The 14,879-nt window shown below is 66.8% G+C and carries 11 protein-coding genes; 5 read left to right on the forward strand and 6 right to left on the reverse strand.

The features are described from left to right. Positions 1 to 226 precede the first annotated feature (226 nt). Genes ACQZF9_RS12925 through ACQZF9_RS12935 form a run of 3 tightly spaced genes read left to right on the forward strand, consistent with a single transcriptional unit; the run spans position 227 to position 5,542 of the window. Positions 227 to 1,672 carry a TolC family protein gene (locus ACQZF9_RS12925; RefSeq protein ID WP_428309380.1) on the forward strand — a complete coding sequence of 482 codons (1,446 nt, stop codon included), beginning with the start codon at positions 227 to 229 and terminating at the stop codon, positions 1,670 to 1,672. 43 nt (positions 1,673 to 1,715) lie between these two features. Beyond that, positions 1,716 to 4,046, forward strand: coding sequence for an HlyD family secretion protein (locus ACQZF9_RS12930; protein ID WP_428309381.1), 2,331 nt, complete (start codon positions 1,716 to 1,718; stop codon positions 4,044 to 4,046). After that, a complete protein-coding gene (locus ACQZF9_RS12935; RefSeq protein ID WP_428309382.1) occupies positions 4,043 to 5,542 on the forward strand; it encodes a hypothetical protein in 1,500 nt (499 codons plus the stop codon). The genes ACQZF9_RS12930 and ACQZF9_RS12935 overlap by 4 nt, the downstream gene beginning before the upstream one ends. 187 nt (positions 5,543 to 5,729) lie before the next feature. On the opposite strand, the gene ACQZF9_RS12940 is transcribed toward ACQZF9_RS12935, so the two are convergent. Then, a complete protein-coding gene (locus tag ACQZF9_RS12940) occupies positions 5,730 to 8,027 on the reverse strand; it encodes a CoA transferase (protein ID WP_428309383.1) in 2,298 nt (765 codons plus the stop codon). A gap of 213 nt (positions 8,028 to 8,240) precedes the next feature. Between ACQZF9_RS12940 and ACQZF9_RS12945 the strand changes: the two genes are divergently transcribed. Further along, a complete protein-coding gene (locus ACQZF9_RS12945) occupies positions 8,241 to 9,002 on the forward strand; it encodes a hypothetical protein (RefSeq protein WP_428309384.1) in 762 nt (253 codons plus the stop codon). Positions 9,003 to 9,045: 43 nt separating this feature from the next. On the opposite strand, the gene ACQZF9_RS12950 is transcribed toward ACQZF9_RS12945, so the two are convergent. Continuing rightward, entirely contained in the window at positions 9,046 to 9,681 is a 636-nt protein-coding gene (locus ACQZF9_RS12950) for an outer membrane beta-barrel protein (RefSeq protein ID WP_428309385.1), read from the reverse strand. A gap of 133 nt (positions 9,682 to 9,814) precedes the next feature. On the opposite strand from ACQZF9_RS12950, the gene ACQZF9_RS12955 reads away from it, so the two are divergent. Continuing rightward, positions 9,815 to 12,073 (forward strand): glycoside hydrolase family 3 N-terminal domain-containing protein, encoded by a 2,259-nt coding sequence (locus tag ACQZF9_RS12955; protein ID WP_428309386.1) that lies wholly within the window; start codon positions 9,815 to 9,817, stop codon positions 12,071 to 12,073. A gap of 58 nt (positions 12,074 to 12,131) precedes the next feature. Here the strand turns inward: ACQZF9_RS12955 and ACQZF9_RS12960 are convergent, their stop codons facing one another. The 4 genes from ACQZF9_RS12960 to ACQZF9_RS12975 all read right to left on the reverse strand — a co-directional run bounded on the left by ACQZF9_RS12960 (position 12,132) and on the right by ACQZF9_RS12975 (position 14,868). Next, a complete protein-coding gene (locus ACQZF9_RS12960) occupies positions 12,132 to 12,830 on the reverse strand; it encodes an SIR2 family NAD-dependent protein deacylase (protein WP_428309387.1) in 699 nt (232 codons plus the stop codon). A 97-nt stretch (positions 12,831 to 12,927) separates the two neighbouring features. Next, positions 12,928 to 13,776: an alpha/beta fold hydrolase gene (locus ACQZF9_RS12965; RefSeq protein WP_428309388.1), complete on the reverse strand. Its 849-nt coding sequence runs from the start codon at positions 13,774 to 13,776 to the stop codon at positions 12,928 to 12,930. Positions 13,777 to 13,785: 9 nt separating this feature from the next. Beyond that, positions 13,786 to 14,067 (reverse strand): acyl carrier protein, encoded by a 282-nt coding sequence (locus ACQZF9_RS12970; RefSeq protein WP_428309389.1) that lies wholly within the window; start codon positions 14,065 to 14,067, stop codon positions 13,786 to 13,788. Positions 14,068 to 14,088: 21 nt separating this feature from the next. Next, entirely contained in the window at positions 14,089 to 14,868 is a 780-nt protein-coding gene (locus ACQZF9_RS12975; protein ID WP_428309390.1) for a CatB-related O-acetyltransferase, read from the reverse strand. Between the last annotated feature and the right edge of the window lie 11 nt (positions 14,869 to 14,879).

A 14,879-nucleotide genomic window follows, 5' to 3' on the forward strand; every position in this document is an offset into this window, starting at 1 on the left:
TCTTACATCTGATTTCTGGGATCGCGACAGCGTCGAAACAGCAGGTAACGATCGTGGACGCCCGCGTTTTGTTTCAGTAAAGTCAGCGGCTTATCGTTATATAGAAAGACCGGAGGCAGCGGGAAACCCGCTTCCGGCGTTCCGGCTGAAGCTTTACGTGAGTGGCATGTCGGGTTGATATCGGCGGTTTAAGGCGCGTTCGGGCGCTTCACTGGGGGAGCACAAGGTGGGTCAGCGCACGCTTGCATGGAGCGTCAAGGGTCTGATGCTGCTCGGTTGTTGGGCCGGCGCATCCGCCGCCGCCCTGGCCCAGGACGGCGATCTGGGGGATCTGCGTTTCGGCGCCGCCTATGTGCGTGCGCTGGGTCTGTCGCCTGATCTGAACGTGGCCAACTCCGCGGTCGCGGTGGCGCGCAGCGCCGAGAGCACCGCGCGAGCCGCCGAATATCCGCAGCTCGGCCTCAAGGGTGAATACGACTGGGCGCACCAGTCGGTCGAGGGCGACTACTACGGCGTCGCCGACATCGACCGCTCCGACACGTTCAACAAATACATGTACGGCATCGGCCTGACCCAGGCGCTGTACCGCCCGGACCTGTTCAAGACCGTCGATCTGGCCAAGCTCAATGTCAGCGCCGCCGAGTTGGCGATGGACGTGGCCGAAACCAAGGTCGCGGTCGGCCTGGCCAAGGATTATTTCCTGGTGATCGACGCGCTCGAAGTGCTGCGCGGCCAGTACGCCGAACTGTCGGCGACCATCGAGCAGCAGCGCCAGATCGAGAATCGTCAAGCTTCCGGCCTGGTCAAGGAATCCGACGTCGCGCTGGTGCGCGCGGCGCGGGCCATGGCCGAGGCCGACAAGATCGACGCCGAGGACAACGTCAAATCGGCCCGCCTCAAGCTCGGGCTCACCGTCGGCGGCGACTTCAAGCGCATCGGCGTGCTGCAGCCCCAGACGCCGCTACCGCGCATGGATCCGCCGGACATGCAGAGCTGGATCAGAACCGCGCTGGACAAGCAGCCGGCGCTGGCGGCGGCGCGCGCCGGCGTGCAGGCGGCGCGGGTCGGCATCGAGCTGTCCAAGAGCCGGCGCATGCCCAAGGTCGACCTCAACGCCAGCCACGCCTATTTCGACGCCGACGGCGGCATCTCCGGCGCGCGGCGCGATCTGGACCAGCGCGTCGGCGTGACGGTCACCGTGCCGATCTTCACCAGCGGCGCGATCTCCGCCGACATCGACCGCGCCAACGCGCAGCTGGCGCAGTCCGAAGCCAAGCTCGCCAGCGCCGAGCTGCAGATCAAGATCGAAGTACAGCGCGCCTGGTCGAGCGCGGCTTCCTCGTATCGGCAGATCGACGCGCGGCGACGCGCGGTCGAGGCCGCCACCGACTCCGAAAACAGCACCAAGGTCGGCCTGGAAGTCGGCACCGAAACCACTGCCGACTGGCTGTCCGCCGTGCGCCGTCGCTACGAGGCCGAACGCGACTACGCACGCGAGCGTCTGGCTTATCTGGGCTCGCTGATCCAGCTCAAGGCCGCGGCCGGCGTGCTGCAGCGCGAGGACATGGCGCGCGTCGAACTGCTGCTGAAGTTTCCGGAAGCCGGCTGGCCGACACCGCCGGACACCAGCAGCGTGACGATGCCGTCCCTGACCGAATTCGAACAGAACTGACGCCCGCGCGCCGCCCACCCTCGCCGACCGCAAGCGAATCCGCATGAGCGCCGATCCCAACCGCGTCGCCAATCCCGGCACGCAGCCGTACTGCGCGGTCGACGCCGCCGCCCTGGCCGCGGACCGCGAGCTGGACGCGGTGTCGCGCCGCCTGGCGCCGCTGTTCGACGGCCACAGCAGCGCCGAGCAGCGGCTGCAGGCCGGACGGCGCATCGACCCGACACTCACGGCCTCCACGTTGCGTGACGCCGCGCTGGAGCTGAGCTTCGCCGGCCTGCTGATGCCGGGGCGCATCGAGAGCCTGCCGTCGCCACACCAGCTGGATCGCGATCCCTGGGGCGGCAGCGCCCACTACGGCTATGCGCGCAGCGTCGAGGTCACCAGCCTGCTGCCCGGCAACATGGCCACGGCGGGCCTGCCCGGCGCGATCGCCGGCGCCCTGGGCGGCTCCTATCGCGGGGGCGAGAGCGAGATCGACATCAGGCTGCCGCCGCGCGCCTTCGGTGCGATCGGCCGCTGGTTCGCGGCGCCGGCGGCGACCCAGGGAACCAGCATTGCGCTGATGCTGCTGGTGGTCATCGGTCTGATCGCGTTCTGGAACACGCGGCTCAGCGTCGCCGAAAACGTGCGACAGGTCGGCTCGATGTCCAACTTCGTGCTGATCGCGCTGATCGCCTCGGCCATGGTCAACCTCGCCGCGCAGAGCGCGCGGCTGTGGGTGATACGCCGCAGCACCGGCGAATGGCCGCGCTTCGGCCTCAACTTTGCGATGCACCTGATCCCGCGGCTGTTCACCGATACCGCCGGCGCCGCCGAGCGCGCGACGCACGCGGTGCGCTCGCAGATCCTGGCGGCGCCGCTGATCGCGCGCCTGCTGCTGTGTTTCCTCGGCGAACTCGGCTGGTTTTTGACGCGTCATGGTTCCAGCGTGCTGCCGCAGTTCTGCATTGGCCTGGCCGGCGTGGCGCTGGTGAGCTTCCTGTACAACGCCAATCCGCTGGCGCGCCGCGATGGCTACTACTGGCTCAGCAACCGCCTCGGCGTGCCCGACCTGCGCGAACAGGGCTGGCTGCTGCTGGCCCGCTGGGACCGGCCGTGGAACGAAGGGCCGCTGGTGTCGCGCCGCGTGCGCTACACCTATGCGGCGCTGGCGATTGCCTATCTGGTGGCGGTCATCGTGCTGTATCTGCTATTCCCGGCGCGCTGGATGGAGCGCGTCTACGGTGGTGCGGGCGTCGTCGTGTTCGGCGTCTCCCTGGCGTTATCGATTTATCAGCAAAGCCGGCGCGGCCTCGATTCGCGCATTTCCATGGAGCCTCTCAGCGTGAAACTCCTCAGCATCCTGAATTATCCGAAAAGCTGGTCGAGGACGACGTGGATCGTCATCGGCGTCGTCGCGCTGCTGTTCTTCATGCCCTATCCCTACGAGCCCAGCGGCGCCGCGGTGCTGCTGCCGCGCGATCGCGCCGAAGTGCGCGCGCTGGTCGCCGGCGACGTCAAGCAGGTCCTGGTGCAGGAAGGCGACATGGTCCAGGCCGGCCAGGAGCTGATGCAGATTTCCGACGTCCAGAGCCAGGCTGAAGTCGCCGCCGCCGAAGCCACGCTGCGACGCGCACAGGCCGAGCTCTCGATCGTCAAGACCGGCGGCGCCTCCGGTGAAGTGCAGCTGGCACGCGAGAAGCTGGAGACCGCACGCCGTCGCCAGCAGTTCGCACAGGCCGAGGCCGATCGCCTGGCCAATGCGTTCAAGCGCAAGGCGGTTTCGCCGCAGGAGTACGACACCGCGCGCGGTGCCGCCGCGGTGCGCCGCCAGGAAGTGATCGAGGCCGAGCAGCAGGTCAAGGTGATCGTCAATCCGGCGCGCGACGAGCGCGTTGCGGCGCTACAGGCCGAAGTGCTGAAAGCCGAAACCGAGCTGACTTATCACAAGGAGCAGCTCGCCAACACGCACGTGCGTGCGCCGATTGCCGGCCGCGTCGTCTCCGATCGCCTGCTGTTCGCCAAGGGAGCTTATCTGCCGGTGGGCGCGCCGATCGCGTTCATCGAGGACGCCACGCAGCTGCAGGCCGAAATCGAGCTGCCGGAATCGGCGATGGGCAAGGTCGCGCTCGATTCCAGGGCCTGGGTGCGGGTCTGGGCGTTCCCGGGCAGCAGTTTCTCGGGCAAGGTCACGCATATCGCGCCGGACGCCGAGAAAGGCGACTACGGCAAGATCGTGCGCGTGCGCATGCTGCTCGACGACAGCAACTCGCAGCTCAAGCCGGAGATGACCGGCCAGGGCAAGGTGCGCAGCCACTGGACCCTGGCCGGCTTCGCTTTCACCCGCGCGCTGGTGCGCTTCGCGATGATCGAAGTCTGGTCCTGGCTGCCGTGAACCTGGCGCTGGCCGGCGACGCGCAAGGCCTGGAAGCGGGCGATTTTCGCCAGATCAATCGCAGCGGTTTCGGCGATGGCCTGAACTCGTACGCGCACAGCATGGCCTGGTTCGAAGGCCGGCTGTACGTCGGCACCACGCGCGGCGTACTGCAGGTGCACAAGGTCAACGTGCCGGTGCCGAACATGAAGCCCTGGCCGAGTGATTCCAAGCCGGACGTCTACGACTACGACCGGCGCGCCGAAATCTGGCGCTACGATCCGACCGCGCTGGACGGCCTCGGCGAATGGACGCGCGTCTACCAGTCGCCATGGGTGCCGGGCCGCAACCAGCGCCAGGTGCCGCGCTACATCGGCTTTCGCGGCATGACCGTGTTCAAGGGCGCCGACGATCGCAAACCCTGCCTCTACGTGTCGACCTGGTCGCCGTCGATGGCGCCGGAGCCGCCGGACATCCTGCGCAGCGAAGATGGCGACCGCTTCGAATCCGCGCAGCGTCCGCCGTTCGGTGAAGAAGTGCGCTCGTTCCGCACGCTGCAGCAGTTCGGCGGCCGCGTGCACACCACGCCGACCAGCACCAGCGTCGTCGTCGGCGGCGTGCGCCGCGGCCAGGATTCGGTCGGCAGCGATTCGACGATCTACTGCACCGACAACATCGCCGGCGGCAAATGGACCGCGGCGAATCAGGAAGGCTTCGGCGAGCGCGCCAACGTCACCGTGTTCGAGATGTGCGAGTTCAACGGCCGGCTTTATGCCGGCACGGTGAATCCGCGCGGCTTCCAGCTGTGGCGCACCGAAACCGCCGACGCGCCGCCGTACACCTGGAAGCGCGTGCTGACGCGCGGCGCGTATCGCGGCCCGCACAACGAGGCGATCGCCAGCCTCTACGTGTTCAAGGGCGCGCTGTATGTCGGCACCGGCGTCGCCAACGGCGGCTTCCATCGCCAGTTCCGCATCGGCCCGGCAGCGGCGGAAATCATCCGCGTGCACGCGGACGATTCCTGGGAACTGCTGATGGGCCTGCCGCGCGATACGCCGGACGGCATGAAGACCCCGCTGTCGGGCTACAGCGCCGGCTTCGACAACATCTTCAATGGCTACATCTGGCGCATGTGCGAACACGCCGGCTGGCTGTATGTCGGCAGTTTTTCATGGGCCAATGCCCTGCCCTACGTGCCGATGCAGATCTGGCCCGAAGACGTGCTGCAGCTGATACGCCGCTGGGGCCTGGATCGCCTGAATCGCGAGATGGGCGGCTTCGATCTGTGGCGCACGCAGGACGGCATCCGCTGGGAAAACGTCACCCGCTCCGGCTTCGAGAATTGCTACAACTGGGGCATCCGCAACTTCGCCTCGACACCGCACGGCCTGTTCATCGGCACCGCCAACCCCTACGGCCCGCAGGTCGCGATCCAGCGCGAAGGCAAGTGGCGGTATGTGCACAATCCGCGTGGTGGATGCGAAGTGTTTCTGGGGCATCGGCCCGGCGAAGAATGACGGGGGTCGGTCACAAGCCGCCGGCTTTCGTCAACGATCCCTCACACTCCGTTCGTCCCGAGTAGCGGGCTTGCCCGCGTATCGAGGGAGATGAGCGCGATCGCCGTCACCTCCCTCGATACGCCGCGTTGCGGCTACTCGGGACGAACGGGAGGCGGCGATATCCGCCTCCGGTTTTCCCGCGCGTCTACGGATCGTAGGACGTGCCGATGTTCTCCATCTCCAGCAGATCGCCGACATCGAGGCCGCCGTTGCGCTCGGCGAACATCGCGTTATGCTGACCCAGGTCCGGGCCCTTGCTGCGTACCTTTGCGCCGCCGCGATGCATCTGGAACGGGAAGCCAGGGAAGCGCACGCCCTCCGCCATCTGCACCCAGTTGCGTTCGCACAGGTGCAGGTCGTTGGCCAGATCGCGTGAGCTGAACACCGCTCCGGCGGCGACGCCGGCGCGCTGCAGTTGCTGCATCGCCTCGTTGCGATCCTGCTGCGCCGCCCAGGCCTGGATCAGCGAGTCGAGGTGATCGTGCTGCGCGCGGCGATCGTCTGCGCTGGCGTAACGCGGATCGCGCGCCAGCGCCTCGCCGCCGATGATGCTCGCCAGCGCACGCCACTGCGCATCACTCGTGACGCTGATCGTCAGCCAGCGGTCTTCGCCGGCGCAGGCATAGCAACCCTGCGGCGCGTAGTGCGGATGACGATTGCCGTGCACCGCGGGCTCGGCGCCGCTGGCCGAAGCCGCCGCGAAGAACTCGCCGATCAGCCAGCACGTCGTCTCGGTTTCCGAGACGTCGATGAACTGGCCTTCGCCGGTCAGCTGGCGGTGATACAGGCCGGTCAGCGCGGCACTCAGGCCGAAGATGCCGTTGAGCACGTCGACTTCGCGCACGCGATAACGCGGGCTGGCTTCGTCGTACGCGGTCAGCGCCTGCAGGCCGCTGAAGGCCTCGATGGTGCCGCCGTAACCGGCCCATTTCGAATACGGCCCATCCATGCCGAAGGCCGACATCGACACCATGACGATGTCCGGCTTGATCTTGCGCAGCGCTTCATAGCCCAGGCCCAGGCGCTCCATCACGCCGGCGCGGCAGTTCTCGAGTACCAGGTCGGTGTCCTTGACCAGGCGCTGAGCGAATTCGAGATGATCCTTGCGCTTCAGATCCAGCGTCACGGAATGCTTGCCGCGATGCAGCTGCCAGAAGCGCGGGAAGCCGTTGATGGTTTTCTTGCGGCCGCCGCGCATCGAATCCAGGTGCTTCGGATATTCGATCTTGATCACTTCGGCGCCGTAGTCGGCGAACACGCGTGCGGCGTGCGGGCCGGCCCAGTCGTGCGAGAAATCGAGTACGCGAAAGCCCGCGAGCGGGCCGCTGCCGCTGACGGATTCCTTTGCCGATTTCGCTGGCGCTGGCGCCGCCGCTACGCTCGCAGTCGCATCACTGTTCCAGCGCGACAGCTTGCTGACGAAAGGCCGGCCCGGCATGCGGCATTTACGGCCATCTGGCAGCGTGGCATCGACGAAGAAGCCGCGCGCCTGGTGCTGCTGATCGGCGAGCGCTTCGCCCACTGTCGCCAGATACGACCAGGCCAGGCCGGCTTCCTGCCCGAACGCCAGCAGCTCGCGCCGGCTCTTGTCGGCGAGCCAGCCGCGCAGCAGCACTTCGAAATCCTTGCGATTGCCGAGCCGCTGTTCCAGATCCAGAAACCGCGGCTCCTTGAAGGCGTCGTCGCCGAACTTGGCGACCGCGTTGCGCCAGCGCCGCGTCGGTCCGCCGACAATGGTCGCCTCGCCGTCGGCGCAGCGATAGGTGCGCCAGGGCACCATGCCATGCTCGTCGCCATTGCGGCGCGCGACCGAGCCGGCATGAAGGTGGTCGGCGACCGCGTTCTCGTAATTTTCGATCGAGGCTTCCTGCACCGATAGGTCGATGAAATCGCCCTGCCCGTCTCGCAGCCGGCGGATCAGCGCCATCATGCACGCCGAATACGCACTCAGCCCCGCGGTCTGCTCGCAGATTTTCGGCTGCGAGTTCAGTGGCTCGCGCTTGCCGTCGCCAGTGCTCTGCATCAGGCCGCTCATCGCGTACAGCGTGATGTCTTCGGCCTGGTAGTCGCGATACGGGCCGCTGATGCCGAACGAGCTGATGCGGCAGGTGATCAGCTTCGGATGCTGCTGCAACAGCGCTGCCGCATCGAGGCCGAATTCCGCATCGGAGGCGCCCACCGGCCGCGCGTCGATCAGCAGATCGGTGTCCGCGAGCAGGGCCTGCAGCGCCGGCTTCGCGCCCGGCGACTGCCAGTCGAACGCGCGCAGGCCCTGGCCGATTTCGTACCACAGGATTTCTTCGGGGCTGCGCCAGGCCGGCACCTCGCCCGGCGCGGAAATGACCTCGACGGCGGCACCGAAACCGCGCAGCAGCTTGCTGCAATAGGCACTCGCGATGCGGCTTCCGATCTGCAATACGCGCAGCTTCTGCAATGTGGCCATCCGTGCTCATGCTCCTCATGGTTTATGCGACGGTGGGCGATTAGACTTTGCAGAATCGACGGCGCGACGCTGCAATCCAAGCCCCCCTTTGTCGTCTATATACCGCGTCGCGACGCTGCGGTCTGTAAGAGCCAAGCGCGACGTGACGCGGCAGTCATCCGCGGTCATCATCTGCCATAGCCGGCCGCCTTGCCAGGCCCGTACAGGAGCTCCATGAACAGCAACAGCAGCCTGCCCACCGCGGCGAGCGTGGACAAGACCGTGATCGTGCTGCTGGGCACGCCGCATACGCCGCTGGACGTATTTGGCGAGCAGCTGGCGGCCGGCAGCCGCGGCGCTTACCTGGGCGATCTCAACCTGAGCCTGGGCCGCACCATCGGCGATCTGCTGCAGGTCTACGAGCTGTCGCAGACGCCGGTGCACGAGCCGCTGTTCGCGTTCCTGAGGGCCCATGTCGCCGACGCTGCGGCCGATCCCGGCGCGTTTCTGAACCAACGCAAGGACTGGAGCTTTGCGCAACTGCTGCAGTTGCTGATCGACAGTGTGGCCGGGGCCAGCGTGGTGTTCTCCGACACCTCGGCGGGCTTCCGCATCGGCCAGGTCGACCGCTGGTTGCGGGCGCTGCCGCAGGCGCTGTTCGTGCACACGCTGATAGCCCGTGCGAAATTCGGCGAAGCGGCGAACCAGCACTACGCCGGGCGGCTGTTCGTACCGCCGGACTTCCGCGACTACTGCGTGCTCAACAAGGCGCCGCAGTTCGCGCCGGACCTGGCCTGGTTCCAGGTGCATCGCACCTTGAGCCAGGCTCTGAGCGAGGCAGCCGGCATCCGTCATTGTCGCGCCGTCATCGACGGCGCCGACGCACAGGCCTCGCTGGACCTGCTGACGCAACGTGCCGGGCGGCCGTCTGCATCGTTCCAGAAACCCGCCGACATCGCCACGCTGGAAGCGGCCTTGCTGGGCGAGCCGGCTTAGCGGCGGGGATCACCGGGCCCCGCACCCGGTGATCCGCTGCAGGCTAAAACATCAACTGCAGGCCGATATAGGCGTTGCCAAAGCTCACCTCGCTGCCGTCGTCCTCGAAGGCATAGCTCTGCAGGCCAACCAGGCCGGCGAACATCGGCGTGAAGCGGTAGCCGACGCTGGCGTCCAGTGCGGCGCCGGTGGTGCCTTCGACGTCGAGCAACGACAGCTCGGCGTTCCAGATCCATTGGGCTTGGAGCTGGTTGCCGATGCCGAACGTCAGGCCCCAGCCATTGCCGTCGTCACCCTCGTCTTCGATGTTGAAGTCCAGCTTGACGTACTCGGCCACGCCATACATGCGGATGCTGCCGACATCGCCACCGTAACCGACACCGAGACGCAGCGTGTTCAAGTCGATATCGGTGTCGTACTCGACGTGGTCGATCTTGATCTGGTCGGCCCAGTTGTGCGTGTACTCGCCGCGCAGGAACACATGGTTGTCGACCTGGAACGTCGCGCGAAAATCCGCGCTGTTCAGATCGGCCTCCGCGTCGAGCGCGGCCTCGTCGTCGTCCAGATCGAAACCGCCGCCGCCGATGGCGGCGCGCAAACTGCCCGTGGCCTGCGCCTGCAGGCTGTTCCCCAGCAGCCCCACAAAACCGATGCACAGCAATAAAGCTCGATAATTCATAAATCTCCCGTTATCCCTCTGTAATACCGGCGTCTGTTGCGCCGGCGCGTGATGCTGCCGTATTTCGCTGCCGATAGGAACGAAGAGCCGGTCGCCTGCGGCGAAGCCCATCACAAGCCACTAAAATCGGCGAATGGCGAAATCACGGATGACTCGCGGCCTCGTCGCCGCCCTGCTGCTGTGTGCAGCGCCCCGACTGCTGGCCTTCGACGACGCGCAGATCGAGGCGCTGATTGCGAAGATGACGCCGGACGAAAAAGCCGGCCAGCTGACGCTCGTCGCCGCGGTCTACGAGCACGAGCCCTCCGACAACGAGCGCAAGCCCGGCGAGCCGACGGCGATGCAGCGCCAGCTCGACGAAATCCGCGCCGGCAGGATCAGCGCGGTATTCAACGGCATCGGCGCCGACTGGGCGCGCAAGCTGCAGCGCGCCGCGGTCGAGCAGTCGCGGTTGAAGATTCCGGTGCTGATTTCGGTCGACGCGATTCACGGTTTTCACACAATCTACCCGGTGCCGCTGGCCGAGGCCGCGAGCTGGGATCCGGCGCTGGCCGAACGCGTCGCACGCGCCACCGCGGTCGAAGCCACCGCCGCCGGTGCGGCCTGGAACCTGGCGCCGAACGTCGACATCGCGCGTGACGCGCGCTGGGGCCGTGGCGTCGAAGGCGCCGGCGAGGACGTACTGCTGGCGTCGCGCTTCGCTGCAGCGCGAGTGCGCGGCTACCAGAAGAACGGCCGTCTCGCCGACCGCGACGCGATGATGGCCACGCCCAAGCATTTCGCCGGCTATGGCGGTGCCGAAGGCGGCCTCGACTACAACGTCGTCGACCTGTCCGAACGCACGTTGCGCGAGGTCTATCTGCCGCCGTTCAAGGCCGCCTTCGACGCCGGCGCCGGTGCGGTGATGGCCGGCTTTCATGAAATCGGCGGCATTCCGGCGATGGCCAACACGGCGCTGCTCAGCGGCGTGTTGCGCGACGAGTGGAAGTTTCCCGGTCTGGTCGTGTCCGACTACGCAGCCGATCACGAGCTGGTCGAGCACGGTGTCGCTGCGGATGATCGCGCGGCGGTGAAGCTCGCGTTCATGGCCGGCGTCGACATGAGCATGACCAGCCGGCTGTATCAGCAATATCTGCCGCAGCTGGTGGCCGGCGGCGACGTGCCGATGGCGCGGCTCGACGAGGCGGTGCGCCGCGTGCTGCGCGCCAAGCGCGATCTCGGCCTGTTCGACAAACCTTACGATCGCATGGATGCGCGCCGCGAGAAACGCGACTCGTACACCGCTCAGATGCGCGCGCTCGCACGCGAGTCCGCGCAGCGCGCGATCGTCATGCTGAAGAACGAACACGATCTGCTGCCGCTGCCGCGTGCCGGAAAACGCATCGCGCTGATCGGGCCGTTCACCGGTGGCCCGGCCGATCTGAATGGACCGTGGACGGTGTTCGACGACCGGCGCGACGCGATCAGCGTCGAAGCCGGCTTGCGCGCGGCGCTCAGCGATCCCTCGCTGCTCAGCGTCACGCGCGGCAGCGACATCGATACGCCGCTGGCCGGCGGCATCGACGCCGCGGTCGGCGCAGCGAACGCGGCCGATGTCGTCGTGCTGGCGATCGGTGAAAGCGAATCGATGTCGGGCGAGGCGCAGTCGCGTACCGAAGTCATCGTGCCGGCCGCGCAGCAGGCCTTGGCCGAAGCCGTCGCCGCGACCGGCAAGCCGGTCGTCGTATTGCTGCGCACCGGCCGCGCGCTGGCGCTGAGCGGCGCGGTGCGCGATGCCGATGCGACCCTGGTCACCTGGTTTCTCGGTGCCGAAACCGGCCATGCGATCGCCGATGTGCTGTTCGGCGCGGTCAGCCCCAGCGGCCGTCTGCCGGTCAGTTTTCCGCAGGCCGCCGGCCAGGTGCCTTACTACTACGCGCACAAATCCACCGGGCGGCCGCCACCGCCGGGGCCGTTGAAGGAATACACCGCGCGCTACCGCGAACTGACGGCGGCGCCGCTGTATGCGTTCGGATACGGGCTGACGTATTCGCCTGTCGAATATTCTTCCGCGACGCTGAGTACGCCGAATTTGGCCTGGGACGGGCGGCTGAAGGCGAAAGCGACGATCCGCAACAGCGGCAGCCGCGCGATCGACGAGACCGTGCAGCTCTACGTGCACGACAAGGTCGCCAGCGTGACGCGGCCGGTGCGCGAGCTGAAGGATTTCCGGCGGGTGTCGCTGGCGCCGGGCGAAAGTCGCGAAGTGAGTTTCGAGCTGTCGCGCGCGGATCTGGAGTTCATCGGGGCGCAGATGAAGCCGGTCGCCGAACCGGGGGATTTCGAGCTGTGGATCGCGCCTTCGGCGCTTGCGGGTGAAGCACAGACTTTCACGCTGATGCCGCCATTGTAGGAGCGGATCCTATCCGCGAATGCGCCGTTGAAGCCGCAGTCGCGGATAGGATCCGCTCCTACAAGAACAGCGTCGTCAGCGCCGCACTCGCCGGCAAAGCCACGCATCGATCGAACATCGCCGACGCCTCGGTGGTCTCCGGATTGATCTCGATCAGCTGCGCGCCGGCGCGCCTGGCCAGCGGCACGAAGGCTGCCGCCGGATAGACCACGGCCGAGGTGCCGACCGCGACGAACAGGTCGCAGCCGGCGATCAACTCGCCGGCGCGCGCGAATACCACCTCGTCTACCGGGTCCTCGAACCAGGTGATGTCGGGCCGCAGCCAGGCGCCGCAGTGTTCGCACTTGTGTCGCGCATAAGCGCCGGCCGCCAGATCGTCGCGCACACCGTGCTGCTCGCAACGCTGGCGCCACATCGAGCCGTGCAGCTCGGCATCGACGCGCACGCGGGCGCGTTGCAACATGCCGTCGATGTTCTGCGTGACGACCTGCACTTGCGGATATTTCGCCTGCAGCGCGGCGAGCGCGAAATGGCCGGCGTGCGGCGTGCATCCGAGCACGCTGGCGCGGCGCAGCTGGTGAAAGTCGATCACGCGCTGCGGATCGCGATCGAAAGCGCGCTGGCAGGCGTAGTCCTCGTAGCGGTACTGCGACCAGATGCCGCCGGCACCGCGGTAGGTCGGCACGCCGGATTCGGCGGAGAGGCCGGCGCCGGTGAAGAAGACGACGGAGGCGTAGTCGGCGATCGAAATTTTCACTGAACTTCAATCCTCAACCTGTAGGAGCGGACCCTGTCCGCGACTGTGTCGGTGATTGCGAAGTCGCGGACAGGGTCCGCTCCTACAGGTGCAGCTCTTATCGCAGAAAATGCTCCAGCCGCGGCCGCACGCTGGCCGCATGCGACAGCGGGAAGAAATGCCCGCCGCCGGGCACGACTTCGACTTCGGCCTGCGGCAGCAGCGCGCCGAGGCTGCGGCAGGACGGCATGCAGCGTGACAGCTCGCCATAGATCAGCAGCAGCGGCGTATCGCGCAATTTTTCGGCGAGCACGTCGGCGCCGTAACCGGGTTGCAGCAGCTGCTCGCGCACGCCGGGCGTATCGATCAGATCGACCCAGGCGCGCGCGGTGCGCGCGGCGCCGCGGCCTTCCCCGAACGGCGTCACCGCGTCGCGGCTCGGCAGCTCGGCATTGCCGGCTTTCAGGCGCGCGACCACTTCGAGAAAACGCAGGCCGATCTGTTCTTCCACGGCCCAGTCGATACCGGACTGGCGGGCGACGTCGATCTCGAACGGCGACAGATAGGGCATGTCGGCGAGCATCTGCCGCGGCTGCAACGCGTTGACCTTGGTGTCCATCACACATAGCGATTGCACGCGCTGCGGCTGCGCCGCGGCGTATTCCAGCGCCACGCCGCCGCCATAGCTGTGGCCGACCAGATGGCAGCGCTCGATGCCGATGCTGTCGAGCAGGCCGGCGAGATCGCCGGCCAGCGCGGTCGACGAATAGCCGCTCGCGGCCTTGTCGCTGTAGCCGTGGCCGCGCAGGTCGTACATGGTGCAGCGATAGCGGTGCTGCAGCGGCAGCGCGTATTGCGCGAACCAGAACGCGCGGCTCGCGGCCAGGCCGTGGACGAAGACCAGGTCCGGCCCCTCGCCCATCTGCTGCCAGGCGAGCTTGACGCCGCCGACCACGGTTTCACCCACCGCGAGCGCCTACAGCTTGGTCGCGACGAAGTCGGCGATCTGGCCGATCGACAGGTCGTCGACGTAGCGGCCATCGCGCATCAGCAGTTCGTTGAAAGGCAGCTTGCTCTTCTTGACCATCTGCTCGATCGCGACGACCAGCTGGATGATGTCGATCGACTCGAAGCCGAGATCGCCGAGCAGCCGGGTGTCGCGCGTCATCTCGCCCTCGTACTCGTTGTCCCAGTCCTGGGTGAAATCTTTCAGCAGCTCGGACAACTGGCCGACGAGCTGGTCGCTGGATGCAGGCATGGGACTCCGTGTATTCAAGTTTCAATCAAATAAGGGCTCCGCCAGCTTTTCGACCACCAGGCCCGACGGCTGACGCGTGACGCTATAGCTGTCGGGCCGCAGCACCGCCAGCTGTCCTTCTGCAACGCGCTGCTCGAAGAACTCGAGCGTCGCTTCGACCTGGGTGAAGTCGACCTGCTTCTTGTAAGGCGCCAGATCGTACCGCCACCACTGCAACTTCATAAAGCGCTCGACGATCGCGTCGTCGAAGCGCAGGCGTATCACCCGCGCCGGCGATCCGACTGCGATCGCGTACGCCGGAATATCCCGCGTCACCACCGAACCGGCGCCAATCGAGGCGCCGTCGCCAATGGTCACGCCGCGCTTGATAAAGGTGCGCGCACCGACATAGGTCTCATGCCCCAAAAACGTCTCGCTCGGCACCGTATCCACATACGACGGCCCCGGCTGCTGCTCCGGCGCCAACCTGGCGAACTCCGGCATCTGGTACATGCCCGGCAGATACTGCGGCCGCGTGAAAGCGAAAGGATGCGTGCTGAAATAGTCCTGCGGATGCTCCGGCGGGCCGATGATCGAAGACTCGCCGATCTGCGTATAGCGGCCGAAATGCGTGCGATAAGCGCTGGTCACACCCGCCGCATTGAAGAATCCGAACGCGCCGACGCTGCAGTCCTTCAAGCGGTGCCCCTGCGGCCAGGCCGGACGCTCGTAAAGCAGCCGACCATGGATGCCCTGCCCCTCTTCCGCGCACAGCCCTCTTTCCGTCAGCGCCCGCTGACCAAACTCGTTCGGCATATCCATGCTCATCTTCC

This window comes from Hydrocarboniphaga sp., from assembly GCF_965279055.1.
Classification (GTDB): domain Bacteria; phylum Pseudomonadota; class Gammaproteobacteria; order Nevskiales; family Nevskiaceae; genus Hydrocarboniphaga.